21 protein-coding genes are annotated in these 17,728 nt (G+C 75.3%); 9 read left to right on the top strand and 12 right to left on the bottom strand.

Features of this window, described 5'->3' with window-relative positions:
• Window positions 1–62 precede the first annotated feature (62 nt).
• Both GA0070622_RS27490 and GA0070622_RS27495 read left to right on the top strand, forming a co-directional pair.
• The gene (locus GA0070622_RS27490; RefSeq protein WP_091581080.1) at window positions 63–755 is read left to right on the top strand and encodes a response regulator transcription factor; all 693 of its coding nucleotides are present in this window, start codon (window positions 63–65) and stop codon (window positions 753–755) included.
• Window positions 752–2,029, top strand: a complete 1,278-nt coding sequence (locus tag GA0070622_RS27495) for a sensor histidine kinase (protein ID WP_091581084.1) — start codon at window positions 752–754, stop codon at window positions 2,027–2,029. The genes GA0070622_RS27490 and GA0070622_RS27495 overlap by 4 nt, the downstream gene beginning before the upstream one ends.
• Window positions 2,030–2,035: 6 nt before the next feature.
• Here GA0070622_RS27495 and GA0070622_RS27500 read toward each other — a convergent pair whose 3' ends face one another.
• Window positions 2,036–2,803, bottom strand: a complete 768-nt coding sequence (locus GA0070622_RS27500) for a maleylpyruvate isomerase family mycothiol-dependent enzyme (protein WP_091581089.1) — start codon at window positions 2,801–2,803, stop codon at window positions 2,036–2,038.
• Between the two features lie 154 nt (window positions 2,804–2,957).
• Here GA0070622_RS27500 and GA0070622_RS27505 point away from each other — a divergent pair, with 154 nt between their 5' ends.
• Window positions 2,958–3,671 (top strand): PepSY domain-containing protein, encoded by a 714-nt coding sequence (locus GA0070622_RS27505; RefSeq protein WP_091581093.1) that lies wholly within the window; start codon window positions 2,958–2,960, stop codon window positions 3,669–3,671.
• Between the two features lie 137 nt (window positions 3,672–3,808).
• Window positions 3,809–4,909, top strand: coding sequence for a beta family protein (locus GA0070622_RS27510; protein WP_176710579.1), 1,101 nt, complete (start codon window positions 3,809–3,811; stop codon window positions 4,907–4,909).
• A gap of 1 nt (window position 4,910) precedes the next feature.
• Here GA0070622_RS27510 and GA0070622_RS27515 read toward each other — a convergent pair whose 3' ends face one another.
• Complete coding sequence (locus GA0070622_RS27515) at window positions 4,911–5,192, bottom strand: iron-sulfur cluster biosynthesis family protein (RefSeq protein WP_091581101.1); 282 nt, start codon at window positions 5,190–5,192, stop codon at window positions 4,911–4,913.
• A 241-nt stretch (window positions 5,193–5,433) separates the two neighbouring features.
• On the opposite strand from GA0070622_RS27515, the gene GA0070622_RS27520 reads away from it, so the two are divergent.
• Window positions 5,434–6,150, top strand: a complete 717-nt coding sequence (locus GA0070622_RS27520; protein ID WP_091581106.1) for an MIP/aquaporin family protein — start codon at window positions 5,434–5,436, stop codon at window positions 6,148–6,150.
• A gap of 76 nt (window positions 6,151–6,226) precedes the next feature.
• Complete coding sequence (dacB, locus tag GA0070622_RS27525) at window positions 6,227–7,810, top strand: D-alanyl-D-alanine carboxypeptidase/D-alanyl-D-alanine endopeptidase (RefSeq protein WP_091581110.1); 1,584 nt, start codon at window positions 6,227–6,229, stop codon at window positions 7,808–7,810.
• Window positions 7,811–7,826: 16 nt separating this feature from the next.
• Here the strand turns inward: dacB and GA0070622_RS27530 are convergent, their stop codons facing one another.
• From GA0070622_RS27530 to GA0070622_RS27560, 7 genes are all read right to left on the bottom strand, one after another.
• Window positions 7,827–8,138 carry a hypothetical protein gene (locus tag GA0070622_RS27530; RefSeq protein WP_091581115.1) on the bottom strand — a complete coding sequence of 104 codons (312 nt, stop codon included), beginning with the start codon at window positions 8,136–8,138 and terminating at the stop codon, window positions 7,827–7,829.
• A 90-nt stretch (window positions 8,139–8,228) separates the two neighbouring features.
• Window positions 8,229–8,570, bottom strand: coding sequence for a DUF1330 domain-containing protein (locus GA0070622_RS27535; protein WP_091581117.1), 342 nt, complete (start codon window positions 8,568–8,570; stop codon window positions 8,229–8,231).
• A 100-nt stretch (window positions 8,571–8,670) separates the two neighbouring features.
• Complete coding sequence (locus GA0070622_RS27540) at window positions 8,671–9,108, bottom strand: nitroreductase family deazaflavin-dependent oxidoreductase (protein ID WP_091581120.1); 438 nt, start codon at window positions 9,106–9,108, stop codon at window positions 8,671–8,673.
• A gap of 77 nt (window positions 9,109–9,185) precedes the next feature.
• Entirely contained in the window at window positions 9,186–10,058 is an 873-nt protein-coding gene (locus tag GA0070622_RS27545; protein ID WP_245666853.1) for a hypothetical protein, read from the bottom strand.
• Window positions 10,059–10,209: 151 nt separating this feature from the next.
• A complete protein-coding gene (locus GA0070622_RS32215; RefSeq protein WP_141684639.1) occupies window positions 10,210–11,535 on the bottom strand; it encodes a hypothetical protein in 1,326 nt (441 codons plus the stop codon).
• A gap of 205 nt (window positions 11,536–11,740) precedes the next feature.
• Window positions 11,741–12,193 carry a pyridoxamine 5'-phosphate oxidase family protein gene (locus GA0070622_RS27555; RefSeq protein WP_091581125.1) on the bottom strand — a complete coding sequence of 151 codons (453 nt, stop codon included), beginning with the start codon at window positions 12,191–12,193 and terminating at the stop codon, window positions 11,741–11,743.
• Between the two features lie 53 nt (window positions 12,194–12,246).
• On the bottom strand, window positions 12,247–12,840 hold the full coding sequence (locus tag GA0070622_RS27560; protein ID WP_091581129.1) for a pentapeptide repeat-containing protein: 594 nt from the start codon (window positions 12,838–12,840) through the stop codon (window positions 12,247–12,249).
• 65 nt (window positions 12,841–12,905) lie between these two features.
• Between GA0070622_RS27560 and GA0070622_RS27565 the strand changes: the two genes are divergently transcribed.
• Together GA0070622_RS27565 and GA0070622_RS27570 are read left to right on the top strand one after the other, a co-directional pair.
• Window positions 12,906–14,138, top strand: coding sequence for a serine hydrolase domain-containing protein (locus GA0070622_RS27565; protein WP_091581134.1), 1,233 nt, complete (start codon window positions 12,906–12,908; stop codon window positions 14,136–14,138).
• A 53-nt stretch (window positions 14,139–14,191) separates the two neighbouring features.
• Complete coding sequence (locus GA0070622_RS27570; RefSeq protein ID WP_091581137.1) at window positions 14,192–14,833, top strand: NAD(P)-dependent oxidoreductase; 642 nt, start codon at window positions 14,192–14,194, stop codon at window positions 14,831–14,833.
• On the opposite strand, the gene GA0070622_RS27575 is transcribed toward GA0070622_RS27570, so the two are convergent.
• Together GA0070622_RS27575 and GA0070622_RS27580 are read right to left on the bottom strand one after the other, a co-directional pair.
• Window positions 14,834–15,298 carry a PPOX class F420-dependent oxidoreductase gene (locus GA0070622_RS27575; protein WP_091581141.1) on the bottom strand — a complete coding sequence of 155 codons (465 nt, stop codon included), beginning with the start codon at window positions 15,296–15,298 and terminating at the stop codon, window positions 14,834–14,836.
• Between the two features lie 31 nt (window positions 15,299–15,329).
• Complete coding sequence (locus tag GA0070622_RS27580) at window positions 15,330–15,971, bottom strand: DUF6642 family protein (RefSeq protein WP_091581146.1); 642 nt, start codon at window positions 15,969–15,971, stop codon at window positions 15,330–15,332.
• Window positions 15,972–16,273: 302 nt separating this feature from the next.
• Here GA0070622_RS27580 and GA0070622_RS27585 point away from each other — a divergent pair, with 302 nt between their 5' ends.
• Window positions 16,274–17,050: a D-Ala-D-Ala carboxypeptidase family metallohydrolase gene (locus GA0070622_RS27585; protein ID WP_091581150.1), complete on the top strand. Its 777-nt coding sequence runs from the start codon at window positions 16,274–16,276 to the stop codon at window positions 17,048–17,050.
• Between the two features lie 114 nt (window positions 17,051–17,164).
• Here GA0070622_RS27585 and GA0070622_RS27590 read toward each other — a convergent pair whose 3' ends face one another.
• Window positions 17,165–17,653 carry a hypothetical protein gene (locus tag GA0070622_RS27590; RefSeq protein ID WP_091581154.1) on the bottom strand — a complete coding sequence of 163 codons (489 nt, stop codon included), beginning with the start codon at window positions 17,651–17,653 and terminating at the stop codon, window positions 17,165–17,167.
• Window positions 17,654–17,728: the final 75 nt, after the last annotated feature.

Consider the following 17,728-nt stretch of genomic DNA (forward strand, 5'->3'; position numbering starts at 1 on the left):
GCGACGCTAAGGTCCGGTTAAGGGGCGCGGTCCCCGGCCCGTCCGGGGGCTAACCTGCCTTCGTGGCGCGCCTGCTGCTCGTCGAGGACGACCTGACCATCCGCACCCCGCTGCTGCGCGCCCTGCGCGAGTTCGGGCACGCGGTCGCGGCCGCGTCGACCGCCCTGGACGGGCTGCGCGACGCCCTGGACGACCGGCCCGACCTGATCGTGCTCGACCTGGGACTGCCCGATCTGGACGGTGCCGAGATGCTGCGCATGCTGCGCGCGGTCAGCGCGGTGCCGGTCGTGGTGGCGACCGCCCGCGACGACGAGGCCGGCATCGTCCGCCTGCTCGACGCGGGCGCGGACGACTACCTGGTGAAGCCGTTCACCGCCGCGCAGCTCGACGCGCGGATACGCGCGGTGCTGCGGCGTTCGGCCGTCGGGGACGCGGCGGAGGCAGCACTGGTGGTCGGCGGGCTGCGGATCGACCCGCGGGGCCGTCGGGTCACGCTGGACGGCGCGCCGGTCGAGCTGACGCCGCGCGAGTTCGACCTGCTGCACCATCTCGCCGGCCGGCCGGGACAGGTGGTCACCAAGCGGGAGCTGCTGACCGAGGTCTGGCGGATCCCGTACGGCGGGGCGGACAAGACGGTCGACGTGCACCTGTCCTGGCTGCGCCGCAAGCTGGGCGAGAGCGCCCAGCGGCCGCGCTACCTGCACACCGTACGCGGGGTCGGAGTGCGGCTCGACGTGCCGGGATCCGACCGGTGAGGGGCCGGCTGACGCTGCTGGTCGCGGCGGTCGGCGTGCTCGTCATGATCGCGTTCCTGGTGCCGCTGGCCGTCCTGGTGCGCACCGTCGCCGCGGACCGGGCGACCACCCGCGCGGCCGCGGACGTCCAGCGCCTGGTTCCCCTGGTCGGCACTGCCGATCCGGCCACGATCCGGTCCACCGTGGACCAGTTGGGCGCCGACACCGGCCGCGACGTGAGCGTCTTCCTGGCCGACGGCACCGTGCTCGGCACGCCGGCCCCCCGCACCCCGACGGTCGAGCTGGCCGCCCGGGGCGAGAGCCTGACCGTCGAGTCCGCCGCCGGGCGGGAGGTGGTCGTCGCGGTCCAGGGCCGCCCGGAGGGGACCGGGGTGATCCGCACACTGGTGCCCCGGGGCGAGCTGACCGCCGGGGTCACCCGCGCCTGGCTGGTGCTGGCGCTGCTCGGCGCGCTCCTGGTGCTGGTCGGCCTCGTCGTCGCGGACCGGCTGGCCGGCACCCTGGTGCGGCCGATCTCCGCGCTGTCGGCCGTGTCCCACCGGCTCGCCAACGCCGAACTCGACGCCCGCGTGGAGCCGGCCGGCCCGCCCGAGCTGCGGGAGGTCGCGGGCGCGCTGAACCACCTCGCCGGACGGATCCAGGTCCTGCTGCGCGAGGAACGCGAGCAGGTGGCCGACCTGTCGCACCGGCTGCGTACCCCGCTGACCGCCCTGCGGCTGGAGGCCGAGACGCTGCGGGATCCGGACGACGCGGCCCGGCTGACCGCCGCCGTGGACGGCCTGGAACGGGCCGTGACCGTGGTGATCCGGCAGGCCCGATGGCGCAGCACGGCGTCCGCCGGCGGCAGCTGTGACGCGGCGGTCGTGGTCGGCGAGCGGGTGACGTTCTGGTCGGTGCTCGCGGAGGACACCGGTCGGGCGCTGACGGTCGACCTCGCGCCCGGCCCGGTGCCGGTCCGGATCGGCGGGGACGAACTGGCCGCCGCGGTGGACGCGTTGCTGGGCAACGTCTTCGCCCACACCCCGGACGGCACCCCGTTCGAGGTACGGCTCGCGGCTCGGGCGGACGAGGTGACGCTCACCGTGACCGACGCCGGCCCGGGCCTGCCCCCGGGCTCGCTGCGCAGGGGCGCCAGCGGGGCCGGGTCGACCGGTCTCGGGCTGGACATCGCCGAGCGGGCCGCCCGGGCCGGCGGCGGCCGCCTGGAGCTGTCGGCCGGTCCCGACGGGGGCGCCCGGCTGGCGCTCACGCTCGGCGTCGTGGCACCGCGCTGACACCGCCTATTCCGGCTCCCACTCGTCGAGCAGGTCGAAGAGGCCGCGGTCGCCCTCGAGGTCGAGCGAGTCCATCGGAATCCGGCCGTAGAAGGCCAGGACCAGTTCGCCGGCCGTACCCCGGGCGGAGACGTCGGCCGCGCCCGCGTCGGTGGGGCCGGGCAGGCGGTCGGCGCGTACGCCGTCCGCGGAGAGCCGCTGGCGCCAGGAGCGGCCCTCGGTGGCGTGGTAGTCGACCGCGGCGGGCCCGTGCGGCCAGCCGGCCGTCGTCGTGCAGCAGGTGGACAGGAACTCCTCGACGCCGTCGAGCGCCACGTCGTCCGGCAGCGGCCGGGGCGCGCCCACGGTGAGTTGGGCGTCGTAGGTGTGCACGGCGATCTCCTGGAGCTGGTGCCGGGCGACGGCGCCACAGGTCTGCGGTGACTGCGACGTGGCCCACCACGTCCAGCAGCCCCGGTCCGGGCCGGCGTCCCGCAACGCGTCCACGAGGTGCCGCGTCGAGTCCGCCAGCCAGGCCAGGAGGGCCTCGCGCTCCCGGGGCGCGGCCGGTCCCTCCGGGGTGATCCGGCCCGGGGCGTCCGGTCCCGCGGCGACGGTCGCGGCCCAGGAGCGACGCCCCTCCCCCAGGTGCCGCGCCAGGTCGAACAGCGTCCACTCCGGACAGGTCGGAACCGGCAGGTCGAGGTCGGGCGCGGCGGCCACCGCGGCGCGGAAGGCCGCCGACCGTTCGTCGATCAGCCGCAGCAGCGCGGGGAACTCCAGGGTCTCGTGCACCCGCCCATTCATCCCCCTGACCGGTCACCGGGCAACCGCTTTTCCCCCGGCCGGCCCGGTCTTCCCGCCTTAACCCGGCCTTGTCCCTCGGCTAGCGCGACGGCGACCGTGCGGGGCGCAGTCTCGACGCCAGGAATCGAGGAGAGGTGGCGACATGCGACGAACTTCCCTGGTGTTGGCGGCGGCCGGTGGCGTGGCGGTGCTGGCGGTGGCCGGCGCGGCGCTCGGCGTGACCGCCGCCGATCGGTCGGACGGGCCGACCGCGCCGGCGGCCGTGACGGTCGAGGACAACCCGGCCCGGCAGGGGGCCGACGACACGACCGGGCCAAGCGCGTCCGGCGAGGACAACCCGGAGCGGCAGGGGGTGGACGACGACGCCACCGCCGGCCCGGGCGCCGTCGGCGAGGACGCCCCGGCCCGACGGGGCGCCGACGACACCGCCGGGGGCGGCGAGGACGACCCGGCCCGACGCGGGGTGGACGACGACGCGACCCGTGCGGCGACCGGCGGCACGGTGAGCCGGCAGCGCGCGGCCGAGGTGGCGCTGGCCCGGACCGGGGGCGGCCGGGTCACCGAGGTCGAGGCGGAGACCGAGCACGGCCGTCCGGCGTGGAGCGTCAAGGTGGACCGGGACGGCTGGCGGCACGAGGTGAAGGTCGACCGGGGCACCGGCACCGTGCTGGAGGTCGAGCGGGAGCGGGCCGGCGCCGACGACCGGGGCCGGGACGACAACGGCGGCCGGGACGACGACGGCGGCCGGGACGACGACGGGGGACGGGACGACGACGGGGGACGGGACGACGACGGGGGACGGGACGACAGCCGCGGGACGCACGACCGGCACGACGACCACGGCGACGACGACTGACCGGCGACCGGTTGTCGGGGCCGGAACGCGGCGGGGTCCGCGTCCGGCCCCGACGACGTTCCTACGGCGGGAGGCCGCCGACCGGCAGCGGGGCCAGATTCTGGTGACGGAGAGCAATCGCCCCGCTACATTGAATTATGGTGCCCGCACCCGGAGCTCGACGGCCGGACCCGGTCTACCGCCCGGTGCTGGCCGGCCGGCGGGGTGAACTGGACGCCCTGGCCCACCTCGACGACGCCGCTGCGGCGCTGCTCGCCCCGGTCGTCGACGTCCCGCCCGACGATCCGTCCACACCGGATGCCCTCGGTCGACTTCCCGCCGGTCTGCTGCCGGCCGTCGACGTGTCGGCGCTGCCGGACGCCCCGGAACACGATCCGGTGCGCTGGGGCGTACCGCTCGTGCCGGTGATCGGCCTCGCGGAGAGTGACCGACGGCTCGCCGCCCACGGCGTCGCGGCCCGGGCCTGGGCGCGGCGGGCCGTGATCCGGCTGCGGACCGGCCCGGACCGGGCCGGTCCGGACGCCACCACCGCCGCGGTGGAGCGGGTGTGGCGGTCGACCGGGCTGATGCCGGAGCAGTGCGACCTGCTGCTGGACGCGGGGGACGTGTGCTGCCCCGCCGACGTCCGGCTGGCCGAGCCGCGGGTGCGCCGCGCGGCCGAGTGGGCGCGGCGGCACGCCTGGCGCTCGGTGACCGTGGCGGCGGGCGGAATGCCACCGGCGCTGTCCCGGCTCCCCACCGACGAGCCGGTGCGGCTGGAGCGCTACGACTGGCTGCTCTGGCAGCGCCTGGCCGACCTCCGCCTGGGCTACGGCGACTACGGCGTGGGCTGCGCGGCGCGCGGGGCGGACGCCCCCGGCGACCGGTTCCCGACGGTGCGGTGGACGGCGGAGGACGCGTGGTGGGTCTACCGCTGGTCCCGGCGGGGCGGGCGGGGCGACGAACGCTTCGCCGACCTGTGCCGGACGCTGGTGGCCGCCCCGCACTGGCCGGCGGCCGGGGCCGGCTTCTCCTGGGGCGACCACGAGATCCTGCGCCGGGCCCGGCGCGGCGCGGGCGCGGGCTCGGCGGCCAACTGGATCGCCTGGAGCACGTCGCACCACCTGGCGCACGTGCTGGCCGCGCTCGCCGGTCCGGACCGGGAGCGGCGCGAGGGGTCGCCGTGGGCCGGCCGGGACGCCCCGGAGCGGGGACGCGCCGGCCGGCAGCGCGGCGGGGAGGCCCGCCGCGCCGGTTGAGTCACTCCTGCTCGGTGAAACCGAACTGGACGACGCCCTCCTCGTCGACGACCGCGTCGACCGAGGTGTCGTTGAGCAGTTCGGCGGCATCGGAGTCGAGGAAGATCCGGGCCCCCTGGGTGTCCACCACCTGGTCGCCCTGCACGGGCTCGGGCACCAGCTCGATGGAGAGCGCGCCGGCTTCGGTGTCGGCGGCGATCCGCAGCCCGCCCGCGTCGGCGACGTCCTGCTGGGCGGCGAGGTCTCGGATCACCAGGACGGCGTTGTCGGTCATGGTCAGCATGGCGGAACTCCTCATGGCTGGGTTTCGGGATTCGCGGGCGACACGGCCCACGCGGTCGGCTCGCGACCCGGAAGTGGGCGAACCACCGTTCGCCGCACGGAAGCGGGGCGGTACACGGCCCCTCCCCACCCACGGTGCCCCCTGGACGGGGATCCGTCAAATGGAGTCGGCGGATCGGCCGCGGTCGGCGTGAACAGGGGTTTTCCCCTCCGGCGGGTCGGTGGATCCATAAGCTCGGGGCATGGACGACCCGCGCAGGTACGTCGCCGAGTTCCTCGGCTCGCTGCTGCTGATCTTCTTCGGCGTGGGCAGTGCCGTCTTCGCCCGGGTCCAGGGCGGCGTGGTGGTGGTCGCCCTGGCCTTCGGTTTCACCATGCTGGCGCTGGTGTACACGATGGGGCCGCTCTCCGGCAGCCACATCAATCCGGCGGTCACGTTGGGCGTGCTGCTCTCCGGGAAGATCTCCCCGTTGGGCGCGGTGGCGTACTGGATCGCCCAGTTCGCCGGCGCCACCGTCGCCGCGTTCGTGATCTGGGCACTCACCCGCTGGGGTGACGTGGTCGACCAGACCGGCGCGCTCGGCACCAACGGGTACGGCGCGCACATCAACCTGGGCGGCGCCGCCGTGCTGGAGACGGTGCTGACGTTCCTCTTCGTCCTGGTGGTGCTGGTGGTGACCGGCCGCGGCGAGCACGCCGCGTTCGCCGGGGTCCCGATCGGTCTCGCGCTGGCCGCCGCGCACCTGGTCGGCCTCACCCTCGACGGCACCTCGGTCAACCCGGCCCGGTCCTTCGGTCCGGCCCTGTTCCAGGGCGGCACCGCGCTGCGCCAACTCTGGGTGTTCATCGTCTTCCCGCTGCTGGGCGGTGCGCTCGCCGCCCTGGTCGCGCCGCTGATCCTGCGCCGGGGGGCGGACGGTCCGGGACCGGCGGAGCGGGTGGCCACCCCGCGCCCCTGAGGCAGCGCCGGCGGTTGGCAATAACCTTTCGCCGCGGAGTCTTTCCCGCAGGAAAACTCCATGGCAGCATCGACACATGCATCGCCGTCTCTTCACCCGGGCGCTCGCGGTGTCGGCGCTGGTCGCCACCGCGGCCGCCGCCGGCCCCACCACCGCCACGGCCGAAGCGCCCACCCCCGCGCAGACCCGGCTGCACGCGACCATCGACGCGATCCTCGCCGACAGTCGACTCGACGGCGCCCAGGCCGGCGTGGTCGTGGTCGACGCCGCCACCGGCCGCACCCTCTACGACCGCAACGGGCAGCGGCGGCTCGTCCCCGCCTCGAACACGAAGCTGCTCACCTCGACCGCCGCGATGGAGCTGCTCGGCCCCGGGCACCGCTTCACCACCGACGTGAGCACCGACGGACCGCGTCGCGCCGGGCTGCTCTCCGGCGACCTCTACCTGCGTGGCGGGGGCGACCCGACGATGCTGGCGGCGGACTACGACCAGCTCGCCGAGCAGGTCGCCGCGGCGGGCGTCCGGGTGGTGACCGGCGACCTGGTCGCCGACGACACCCGCTACGACCGCAGCCGGCTCGGCCCGGACTGGACCTGGGACGACGAGCCCTACTACTACGCGGCGCAGGTGTCCGCGCTGACCGTCGCCCCGGACACCGACTACGACGCCGGCACGGTGATCGTCCACGCCGAGCCCGGGCCGCGGGCCGGCTCCCGGCCGAAGATCTCGATGACCCCGGACAACGGCTGGCTGCGCGTCGACAACCGGGCCCAGACCGTCGCCGGGGGCGAGACGACCATCTCCATCGAGCGCGAGCACGGCGGCAACACCGTGGTGGTGACCGGGCAGATCGGGGTCGGTCAGGCCACCGAGAGCGACTGGGTGACGGTCTGGGAGCCGACCGGCTACGCCGCCGACGTCTTCCGGTCCGCGCTGCGCCGGCACGGCGTACGGGTGCTCGGCCGGACCGTGCTCGGCGCGGCCACCCCGGACACCGCCCGGCCGCTGGCCCGGCACGACTCGATGCCGCTGGCCGACCTCATGGTGCCGTTCCTCAAGCTCTCCAACAACGGCCACGCCGAGGTCCTCACCAAGGAGCTGGGCCGGGTCCTCTCCGGCTCGGACACCTGGGCCGCCGGCCTGTCCGCCATCGGCGAGTACGCCGGGGACGCCGGGGTGGACACCGGGACGCTGCGGCAGCGCGACGGCTCCGGGCTGTCCCGGCGCAACCTCGTCCCGCCGGCCCAGTTCGTCACGCTGCTGTCGGCGGTCCGCGCCGAGCCCTGGTTCGACACCTGGTACGCCGCCCTGCCGGTCGCCGGCAACCCGGACCGGTTCGTCGGCGGCACACTGCGCAGCCGGATGGTCGGCACCGCCGCCGCGGACAACGTGCACGCCAAGACCGGCAGCCTGACCGGCGCGTCCGGCCTCTCCGGCTACGTCACCGACGCCGACGGCCGGCTGCTGGCCTTCTCGATCGTGCTCAACAACTACCTGACCTCGTCGGTCAAGGGTCTGGAGGACCAGATCGCGATCGCGCTGGCCACCTACACCGAGAAGGGGGCGACCACGGCCCGGATGACGGTGCCGACCGCGCCGGACTCACCCCGGGTGCCGGAGGGGCGGGAGTGTTCCTGGGTCAAGCCGGCCCTCTGCTGACCGGCGGCCCGGGCGCTCAGGCCCCCGGCCGGTAGGGGCGCGGGTCGGCGGTGGGGTCGCCCCGCTCGACCAGCGCGTCGATCTCGGCCGGCGGCAGGCCGCGCAGGGCGAGCACCCGACGGCCCCAGCTGTGCAGGCGGCACGGGTGCGGGCTGGCGTCGTTGCGGCAGATCGTCCCGCCCGACCAGGACCGGGGCGCGTGCACCACCACCGCCCGCACCGCGAACTGGACGTCCTCGACCGTCACGTACGGCGGCAGCGGGATTTCCCGCAGCACGCCGCCGTCGGGGGACGGGCGGGCGGGGGCCACGGGCGCGGGGCGGCTCATCGGTCGTTCCTCCACTGAGGATGGTCGGGCGGGACGTCGAAAACGTACGACGCCCCGCTCCCGACGCGACGGACAAACTGTCCCGGCGGGTCAGCCGCGGGCGGCCCGCATGCGGGCGGCGGTGCGGGCCGCGTCGTAGTCCGGGCCGACCCCGTCGATGATGATCGTCTCCCCCTCGATGTTCCGGGTCCGCAGCGGCAGGATCTCCTGGTACGCCGGGGACGCGTACCAGGCGCGGGCCCGCTCGACGTCCGGGAACTCGACGATCACCACGGTGCCCGGCCACGTCCCTTCCAGGACCTCGGGCTCGGCGCCGTGCACCCGGAACCGCCCGCCGAACGGCGCGAAGGTGGACTGCACCTTCTCGATGTATTCCAGGATCTCCTCGTTGAGCTGCGCGGGACGCAGGCTGGCGAGCGCGAACGCAGGCATGGTTCCTCCCCGGTGACGGCGCCGGTCTCGCGACGCGGCAGGTGCCACCGATTCTGCGCGGGCGTCCGCGCCCGGTCGATTACCCGGCGGGTAAGCGCGGTCAGATCCGCTCTAGCACCACCACCGGGATCTCCCGGTCGGTCTTCGTCTGGTACTCGTCGTACGCCGGCCAGACGGAGGTCATGGCACGCCACAGGCGCGGCTTCTCCGGCGGCGTGGCGGTGCGCGCCCGCGCCCGGAAGGTGTCCGGGCCGACCTGCACCGTGACCTCGGGGTCGGCGAGGAGGTTCAGATACCAGGCCGGATGCCGCGGCGATCCGCCGCGCGAGGCGACCACCAGGTACGCGTCGCCGTCCTGGCCGTAGATCAGGGCGGTGCGCCGCAGGTCACCGGAGCGCCGGCCCCGGGTGGTCAGCAGCAGGGTGAACACCCCGGGCCGCCACTCGTGCCCCTCCGCACCGCCGGTCTCCACATAGCGCCGGATGTGGTCGGCGACCCACCCCTCGGGACTGTCGCGCACCTGCTCGCTGGTGGTCATCGGTCGCTCCGGAGATCGTTCGGGCTGGTCCGGCCCACGGTACCGCCGGCCCGGGCCGGGCACCCGGCGATCGTCGATCAGCGCAGCGCGGCGGCCTGGAGGCTGACGTTCCCGCACTGGCCGAGCGACTCCTCCACGGTCCAGCTCAGCAGCAGTTTCGCGCCGCGCGGAGCCCGGAACCGGATGGTGAAGTCGGCGGTGAGCGCGGTGTGCGGATCCTCCATCCGGACCGTGCTGACCGGGCCGCCGGCGACCCGGACGTCGAGCCGGCCCCGGGCCATCCACAGCCCGGCGTAGAGGTGCAGGGTGCGCGGCTGCCCGTCGGCGGTTACGGCCAGGGTGAAGCCGCTGCCCCGGTCGCAGGTGTAGACGCCCGACATGGTGCCGCTGGCCGAGCCGACCGGCACGCCGTCGCGCCAGGCGTACTCCTCCGGGTTGTTGCTGTAGCTCTCCCGCCGCCCCCGGCCGCCCTCGTCCCGGATCGCGCCGGAGCCGCCCCGCTTGCGCACCGTGCGGTCGGCGCCGAGCAGTCCCCAGTGGACCCAGTCGACGGCGCCGACGGCGCTGAGGTCGACGGTGGCCGGCACCTCGGCGCGGCTGACCGCGAGCGTGGGGGCCACCGGGGACGGGGCCACCGTGGACGGCGACGGGCTCGGCGACGGCGGCCGCTGTCGGGGCCGCAGGCCGGGGGTGGCGACCGCGCCGTCCCCCTCGCTCGGCAGCCCGACCCGGCCGGTCGGCGCCACCGGCAGCGCCGCGCTCTCCTCGCGGGGTGTGTCGTGGTGCTCGGTGCCCAGGTAGGCCACCAGCGCGGCCAGGCAGAGGAACGCGGCCAGGCCCTCCAGCGCCAGCCGTCGCCGGCGCCGCAGCCGGCGCAGCGCGGACCGGGTGTTCGGGCGGCCCTCACGGTGCGAGCCGGGGCCGGTTCGCGAACGATCCTCCTCGCCCACACACCCTCCGCTTCGGTCACCCGGCGCCGTCGAGGGGCCACCGGAGCGCGACGGGCTTCACGGTGTCACCGGACAGCCCTTTGCGCCATATGTGGGCCGACGGGCGTTTCCAGTTCGTTACCAAGCGGTACCGGTCCGGCAACGCGGTCGCTCAGCTTACCGTCACCGCTTCCAGCGACACCCCGTCGTTCTCCCCGCCGGTCACGGTGAGCGCCCGCCAGGTGATCAGCAGGCGCTGGCCACGCGGCGCCCGGAAGTGGATCACGTACTGGTAGAAGCGGTCGCCCCGGGCCAGCGCCACCTCCCGCACGGCCGGGTCGCGGCCGCCGGGAAGCGACACGTCGAGCCGCGCCCCGGCCGAGAACGCGCCGACGAACAGCCGCACCGTCCGCAGATCCCCGCTGCCGGCCACGGCGAGCGTGAAGGTCTTCCCGGCGCCGCGCTGGAAGACACCCGCCCGGGTGCCCTCCTGCCGCGCGGTGGGTGTGCCATCGGTCCAACCGAGGGCCGCGACCCCGGCGTTGTGCTCCAGCCGGTCACCGCCCGGGTCCTCGATCTCGCCGGTGCCGCGCTGCTTGCGCTGCACGCTGTCCGCGCCGGTGCCGCCCCACTGCCGCCAGTCCCGGGTGCCGAGCAGGCTGAGCGACACCGACGGGGGCACCGGTTCCTGGTCCAGGTCGAGCAGCGGCCCGCCGGGCAGGGCCGGACCACCGGTGTCCGGCACCACAGTGGGGGGCGCCGCCGTCGGAGCCGGCGTCGACGCGGTCGGCGCCGCCGCGGGCGGGCCCGGGCGCCGTCCGGCCGGTGGCTCCGGCGACCGCGCCGCGTACGCCAGCGCCACCACCGTCACGGTCAGCGCGGCGGTGGCGAGGACGACCCGTCGGCGTCGCCGCCGGGCGCGGGCCGCGGCCACCCGGGTGGCCGGCTGGTCAGGCGCCGACGCCGGCCCGGGGCGCGCGGCCTCGGGCAGCCGGGCGGACCACGCCCGCACCCGGGCGGTGAGCGGGCCGGCCAGGTCGGCGAGCCGGGCGCGGAGACTCTCCGGCGCCGAGTGCCGACCCGGCGTTCTCCCGTCCCACGCCCCGTCGAGGTGGGACGACGCCGGCTCGCCCCGGGTCGCGATGCCGCCGCCGTCGTCCGACGATCGGGCGGGCGCCGGGCCGACTGGTCCGGGCCCGGTCGCTACCGGCCCGGTCGCTACCGGCCCGGTCGCTACCGGCCCAGTCGGTACGGGTCCGACCAGCGGGGACCCGCCGACGGCGGGGTGCGCCGGCACCGCGTCGACCACGGGCGCGTCACCCCCGTGCTCCGCCGTCGGGGGTTCCGGACCGGCCGGCGGGCCCGCGGGGAGGTCCGGATCGCCGGGCAGGCGGCGTGGCCCGGCGGGCGCCGGCGGCGTGCCGGCCGGCCCGTCCGGCACGGCGGGCAGCCAGCCGCCGACCCGGATTCCGGACTGCGTGAGTTCGTCCTCGGCCACGGACCCTCCCTCGGCCACCGCGCCGGCGGCCGTCACCGTGGCTCGCCGCAGGGCAGGATGACACACCCCTCGATCGTCGAGAAGCCGTCGACCCAGGCCAATTTCCCGACAGTCGCCGCGCGCCCGCCGCCGTTCCGGCGGGGTGGCCCCTTCCGAACGGACCGGTTGCCGCCAATCCCCCGAGGTGGCGGGTGATCGGGCCGGCTCAGCGCCGCTCGCGGCGGCGGAGCCCACGGTCCGGGTGCCAGCTCTCGATCAGCAGGTGGTCCGGCGGGTCCCCGACCCGGGTCAGCACCACCTCGGTCACCTCGACCCGGAACCGGTGCGAGCCGTCCTCGGCCGGCGGCTCCTCGTGCGCCCGGCCGGCGATCTTCGCGTCCCCGGCCCAGGCGGACGGATCGTCCGGCGGCGTGTCCTCGGTCGGGCTGTGCACTGCCACCCGAGGATCACGTCGCAGGTCGAGGGCCTTCACGGAACCGGCCATGCTGCCCAGCCGGAGCTGCCCGTCGTCGCCGAAGTCGACCTCGGTGCCGCTGATCCGGGGTGAGCCGTCCCGCCGCAACGTCGCCATCGTGCCGTGCTTGCGGACCGCGAAACGGGCCCGCACCCGCGCCGCGAAGTCGGGCTCGGACGCCACCAGGTCGGACCACCACGTCATGGGCCCAGTCTGTCCGGGAAACCTGACAGGGCGCGGCGCCTTTTCCCGCGAACTCAGCCGACCTGGAACCCGAGCGCCTGGGCCAGCAGCACCGCCTGCTCGGCGTCGATCCGCGCGCCGGCCCGCTCCACCGCTGTCGGGTCGAGCGCGGACAGGTCACTGCCCCGCAGGTCGGCGCGGGTCAGCTTGACCGCGTGCAACTGGGCGCCGGAGAGGTCGACGCCGGTGAGCACCGCGCCGGCCAGGTCGGCCCCGGTCAGGTCGGCCTCGCGCATCCGTACGTCGGTGAACCGCGCGCCGCGCAGGTCGGCGCCGGGCAGCGCGACGAAGGACCAGTCACCCCGGTCGACCCGCAGCGGGCGCAGGTCGCAGCGGTCGAAGGTGCTGCCGACCAACTTGCAGCCGGTGAACTCGGCCTCGAACAGGTTGCACCGGGTGAAGGAGCACCGGGTGAACGCCGAGTCGGTGTGCCGCGAGGCGTTGAACGCCACGGAGCCGAAGACGCACTCGGTGAAGACCGCGCCTCGGCTGACCGCCTCGGTCAGGTCGACGTCGAAGAACTCGCAGCGCACGAAGTGGCGGTCGACCAGGTCTTCCGCGTACCAGTCCTGCTGGCGGTAGGTGACGTCCTCGACCGGTTCGGGCATGCCGCCGACACTAGTGTGGGCGGCCGACACTTCCCGCCCGCCGTACCGGCCGGTAGGTTCGCGTCGTGAGTGTCGCAGTGAGCACCGAGCCCGACCGCGTCGGCTTCGACCCCGCCCGGCTGGCGCGGATCGACCAGCACTTCGCCCGCTACGTGGACGACGGCCGGCTCGCCGGCTGGCAGATCGTCGTCACCCGGCGGGGCGAGATCGCCCACTCGGCCACCTACGGGCTGCGGGACCGGGAGGCCGGCACGCCGGTCGAGGCGGACACGCTCTGGCGCATCTACTCGATGACCAAGCCGATCACCTCGGTCGCCGCGATGATGCTCTGGGAGGAGGGCCGGTTCGAGCTCAACGACCCGGTCAGCCGCTGGCTGCCGGAGTTCGCCGACGTCCGGGTCTACGACAAGGGCTCCGTGCTCAAGCCCTACACCGTGCCGGCGACCGAGCCGATCCGGATCTGGCACCTGCTCACCCACACCGCCGGCCTGACGTACGGCTTCGCCCAGGTCTCGGTGGTCGACGGCCTCTACCGGGCGGCGGGCTTCGACCTGGGCGTGCCGGCCGGCGCGGACCTCGCCGCGGCCTCGGCCGGCCTGGCCCGACTGCCGCTGCTCTTCCAGCCCGGCACGAGCTGGAACTACGGCGTCTCCACCGACGTGCTGGGCCGCCTGGTCGAGGTGGTCTCCGGGCAGTCGCTGGACGCGTTCCTCGCCGAGCGGATCCTGCGCCCGCTCGGGATGACCGACACCCGCTGGTGGGTCGACGCGGCGGACGCCAAGCGGCTGGCCGCCCTCTACGCCCCGCACCCGGCGACCGGCCAGGCGGTACGCGCCGACGGCGTCGGCCGAGCCGCGCTGGCCGAGCCGAGCTGGCACTCCGGCGGCGGCGGTCTGGTCTCCACCGCCGCCGACTACCACCGCTTCACCCAGTTCCTGCTGCGCGGCGGCGAGCTGGACGGGGTCCGCCTGCTCGGCCCCCGCACGCTGCGCTTCATGACCCGCAACCACCTGCCCGGCGGCCGGGACCTGGCCTCGTTCTCCCCGGAGGGGTTCAGCGAAACCGTCCTCGACGGGATCGGCTTCGGGCTGGGCTTCGCCGTGGTGCTGGACCCGGTGCCGTCGCGGGTGCCCAGCAGCGTGGGCGAGTTCTACTGGGGCGGCCTGGCCAGCACCGCGTTCTGGGTGGACCCGGTGGAGGAGGTCACCGCGCTGCTGTTCACCCAGCTCATGCCGTCGAGCACCTATCCGCTGCGCGGCCAGTTGCGCCAGCTCGTCTACTCGGCGCTCGTCGACTGACCGGTTCGGCGGAACGGCACCCGCCCGGCGGCCCGCTGCCTAGCCTGTGAGGCATGAGCGACATCGTCGTGTTCGGCGCCGGCGGGACGGCGGGCTCCCGGATCGCCGCCGAGGCGGTCGAGCGGGGGCACCGGGTCACCGCGGCGGTACGCCGCCCCGAGGCCGTCGGCTACCTGCCGCCGGGCGTCCGCACGGTCACCGGCGACGCCACCTCGGCGCGGAGCGTACGCGAGCTGGCCGAGGAGGCGGACGTGGTCGTGGTGGCCATCGGCGGCGGGGAACGCGCGCTGTGGCGCGACGCCGCCCGGACGCTCGTCGACACGCTGCGCGAGCTGCCGGACCCGCCCCGGGTGATCCACGTCGGCGGCGGCGCGACGCTGCTCACCCCGAAGGGCACCCGCTACCTGGACGAGCCGGACTTCCCGGCCGACTACCGCGACTCGGCCGAGGGCCAGGCCGACGCGCTGGAGTTCTACCGCTCCAGCGCCGACGGGGTGACCTGGACGTACGTCTCCCCGCCGCCGTTGGAGTTCCACCCGGGCGAGCGGACCGGGCTCTACCGCACCGGCACCGACCACCCGGTGACCGACGCGCAGGGACGCTCGGTGCTCACCTACGAGGACCTGGCGGTGGCGATCGTCGACGAGATCGAGAACCCGAGGTTCGGCAACGCGCGGTTCACCGCCGCGTACTGATCAGTCGGCCAGCCGGGCCGGGAAGCCGCCGGTGGCGATCGGACCCCAGGAGGAGATCGTGACCCGGATCAGCGACTTGCCCTGCTTCGCCATGGCCGCCCGGTACTCGTCCCAGTCGGGGTGCTCCCCGGAGATGCTGCGGAAGTAGTCCACCAGCGGCTCCAGCGCCTCGGGCAGGTCGAGCACCTCGGCCGTGCCCTCCACCTGCACCCAGGGGCCGTCCCAGTCGTCGGAGAGCACGCACGCCGAGACGCGCGGGTCGCGGCGGATGTTGGCCACCTTGGCCCGCTCCGGATAGGTGGAGATGACCAGCCGGCCCTCGGCGTCGACCCCGCAGGAGACCGGGGAGGACTGGGGGCGGCCGTCGGAGCGGGTCGTCATCAGCACGACGCGGTGCCGGGGGCGGAGGAACTCGGTCAGGGCGTCCCGGTCGACCCGGGTGTTGCGCGCGATGCTGCGTGGCATCCCTCGGTTCTACCAGGCCGGCGGCCGGATCTCAGCGCGGGCGGCCGGCGGCCCGCCGCGGGGAGACCTGCTCCGGCACACGCGGGCGCGCGGGCGGCCGCCAGGCGCGGCCGTTGGCGTAGATCACCCGGAAACCGAGGTACGCGGCGAGCGGCGCCCAGTGCGCCGAGCCCATCCGCAGCTCGGCGGCGTTGTGCCGCTGCCCGTTGGCCAGCACGTCGAGCAGCACGGTCTCGAAGGCGGCCGACTCGACCCAGTCGACCTCGCGGGTGAAACCGCAGACCAGCGCCGCCCCGGTGACGTCGAGGAACCCGCGCAGCGCGGCGTCCGAGGCGCGCAGCACCGAGCAGCTGCCGAAGTAGAGGCGGCGCCCCTCGCAGCGGCCGGCCATCCGCTCGGCCACGTCGGACAGCTCCACCGAGTCCCAGTCGGTGAGGCAGAGCCGGCTCGGCTCGCCGTGCATGGCGAAGAAGCCGACCCGGTGGTCCGCGTACTGCTTGAGCAGCCACCGGTCGAGGAAGTAGAACAGCTCGTCGCGGGTGGCGGCGTCCTTGTGGATATAGCGGATCCGGCCCAGCCGTTCGAGCAGGTCGAGGGTGGGCAGGACCGAGCCCCGCTCGTTGAGGTCACGGTGCCACTGCCCCTCGACGCAGAACACGCCGCCACGCGCCAACGCCCACCTCCCCGCCCACGAGGGTCGCCGCCCTGGTCGCCCCCGGGCCCGGCAGCAGACGTTACCGCCCCCGTCCGACAGGCGACATCACCCTCGGTGTCACTCCGCGCGCGGATGGTGCCCGGTCGTCCGATTCGCAAACGCCACTATTCACAGGCAATACCCAGCAACAATGGTATGTGAGAACAATTTCCGCTAATCACCACGAAGACTCCCGTCGGCTGTCACGGTAAACAGGACGGGACGTAGCGGTCGATGTGCCCCGTCCCAACCCCAGTTCCGCTCTCATCGGGAGGACTCCTGTGCGCGTCAACACCCTGAAGCGGGCGGCCGTCGCGTTCGCGCTGGCCCTGCCCGGGGCCGCCGTCGCGACGGTCGTCGCCGCACCGGCGGCCCACGCCGACGGCTGCTACACCTGGCCCCGCACCCTGTCGCAGGGACGCTCCGGCGAGGACGTCCGGCAGCTCCAGATCCGGGTGGCCGGCTGGGCCGGATACGCCGGCGTCGTCCGGATCGACGGGAAGTACGGCCCGGAGACGGCCGCCGCGGTCAAGCGCTTCCAGTCCGCGTACGGCCTGCGCGCCGACGGCGTGGCCGGACCACAGACCTTCGCCAAGATCTACGGCCTCCAGGACGACGACTGCACGCCGAAGCACTTCAGCTACAGCGAGCTGGACAACGGCTGCGGCAAGGGCGGGTGGAGCGGGGGCCCGCTCTCGTCGTCCGCCACCCGGGAGAACGCGGTCCGCACCATGTGGAAGCTGGAGGCGCTGCGGCGCAGCCTCGGCGACAAGCCGCTCTACGTCTCCAGCGGATTCCGCAGCATCGCCTGCAACAAGCAGGTCGGCGGCGCCGCGGACAGCCAGCACCTCTACGGCAACGCGGCCGACCTGACCTCGCGGGACCGGACCCTCTGCGAGATCGCCCGCTCGGCCCGGGACCAGGGCTTCAGCGGCATCTACGGCCCCGGCTACCCGGACCACGACGACCACACCCACGTGGACTCGCGCCGGGAGAACACCAAGGACAAGACGGCGAACACCACCGACTGGTCGGCACCGGACTGCGCGGTCAACTGACCTTGACGGCGACGGCGGCCCGGCGCGGGGGTGGGGGCTCCCCGCGTCGGGCCGCCGCCGGCGTGACCCCGGTACGGCGCGGCCGACGCCACGTCGCGACCCGAGGGACGGGCGTCAGCTCGCCCGGGGCCAACGCGGCCGGGCGACCGGGGCGGGCCGCCCGGCGACGGGTCGCGGACCGGGCCGCACCGGCGGCGCGGCGACCCGTGGCACCGGACCCCGCGCGGCCGGGGCGGCGGACCGGGCCGGCTGGCCCGGGGCGCCCGGCCGGGCGGGCTGGCCGGCGGCCGGACGGGCCGACGGGCCGCCCAGCACGAACGGGAACGGTACGTGCACGAACGGATTGCCGTGCCGGATCAGCGCGTCGATCTGACGCTCGTTGAGGCCGTGCGTCTCCAGCACCCGGCGCCCCCAACGGTGCAACCGGCAGGGGAACGCCGCCCCGTCGTTGCGGCACTTCGGCCCCGCGGGCCACTCCTCGGCGGCGTGCACCACCACCGCCCGGACCGCGAGGCGGACGTCCTCCGGGGTCAACGGCGCCGGCATCGGCACCTCGCCCAGGATCTGGTCGATGGGATCCGTCGACTGCTCACCAACTCGCACGGCAGGCCTCCCGCAGCTCGGCAGCGGTGCGGCGGACCGGCCGCACCACATCCTCGACCACTGGTACGGCCCGGA

Source organism: Micromonospora sediminicola, from assembly GCF_900089585.1.
Lineage (GTDB): Bacteria > Actinomycetota > Actinomycetes > Mycobacteriales > Micromonosporaceae > Micromonospora > Micromonospora sediminicola.

What these genes read in the sequence shown, in the direction of transcription:
- GA0070622_RS27570 (WP_091581137.1), top strand. Translation starts at nt 14,192, where the DNA reads ATGAGCGACATCGTCGTGTTCGGCGCCGGCGGGACGGCGGGCTCCCGG.
- dacB (WP_091581110.1), top strand. Translation starts at nt 6,227, where the DNA reads ATGCATCGCCGTCTCTTCACCCGGGCGCTCGCGGTGTCGGCGCTGGTC.
- GA0070622_RS27510 (WP_176710579.1), top strand. Translation starts at nt 3,809, where the DNA reads ATGGTGCCCGCACCCGGAGCTCGACGGCCGGACCCGGTCTACCGCCCG.
- GA0070622_RS27575 (WP_091581141.1), bottom strand. Translation starts at nt 15,298, where the DNA reads ATGCCACGCAGCATCGCGCGCAACACCCGGGTCGACCGGGACGCCCTG.
- GA0070622_RS27515 (WP_091581101.1), bottom strand. Translation starts at nt 5,192, where the DNA reads ATGCTGACCATGACCGACAACGCCGTCCTGGTGATCCGAGACCTCGCC.
- GA0070622_RS27535 (WP_091581117.1), bottom strand. Translation starts at nt 8,570, where the DNA reads ATGCCTGCGTTCGCGCTCGCCAGCCTGCGTCCCGCGCAGCTCAACGAG.
- GA0070622_RS27530 (WP_091581115.1), bottom strand. Translation starts at nt 8,138, where the DNA reads ATGAGCCGCCCCGCGCCCGTGGCCCCCGCCCGCCCGTCCCCCGACGGC.
- GA0070622_RS27505 (WP_091581093.1), top strand. Translation starts at nt 2,958, where the DNA reads ATGCGACGAACTTCCCTGGTGTTGGCGGCGGCCGGTGGCGTGGCGGTG.
- GA0070622_RS27540 (WP_091581120.1), bottom strand. Translation starts at nt 9,108, where the DNA reads ATGACCACCAGCGAGCAGGTGCGCGACAGTCCCGAGGGGTGGGTCGCC.
- GA0070622_RS27520 (WP_091581106.1), top strand. Translation starts at nt 5,434, where the DNA reads ATGGACGACCCGCGCAGGTACGTCGCCGAGTTCCTCGGCTCGCTGCTG.
- GA0070622_RS27560 (WP_091581129.1), bottom strand. Translation starts at nt 12,840, where the DNA reads ATGCCCGAACCGGTCGAGGACGTCACCTACCGCCAGCAGGACTGGTAC.
- GA0070622_RS27555 (WP_091581125.1), bottom strand. Translation starts at nt 12,193, where the DNA reads ATGACGTGGTGGTCCGACCTGGTGGCGTCCGAGCCCGACTTCGCGGCG.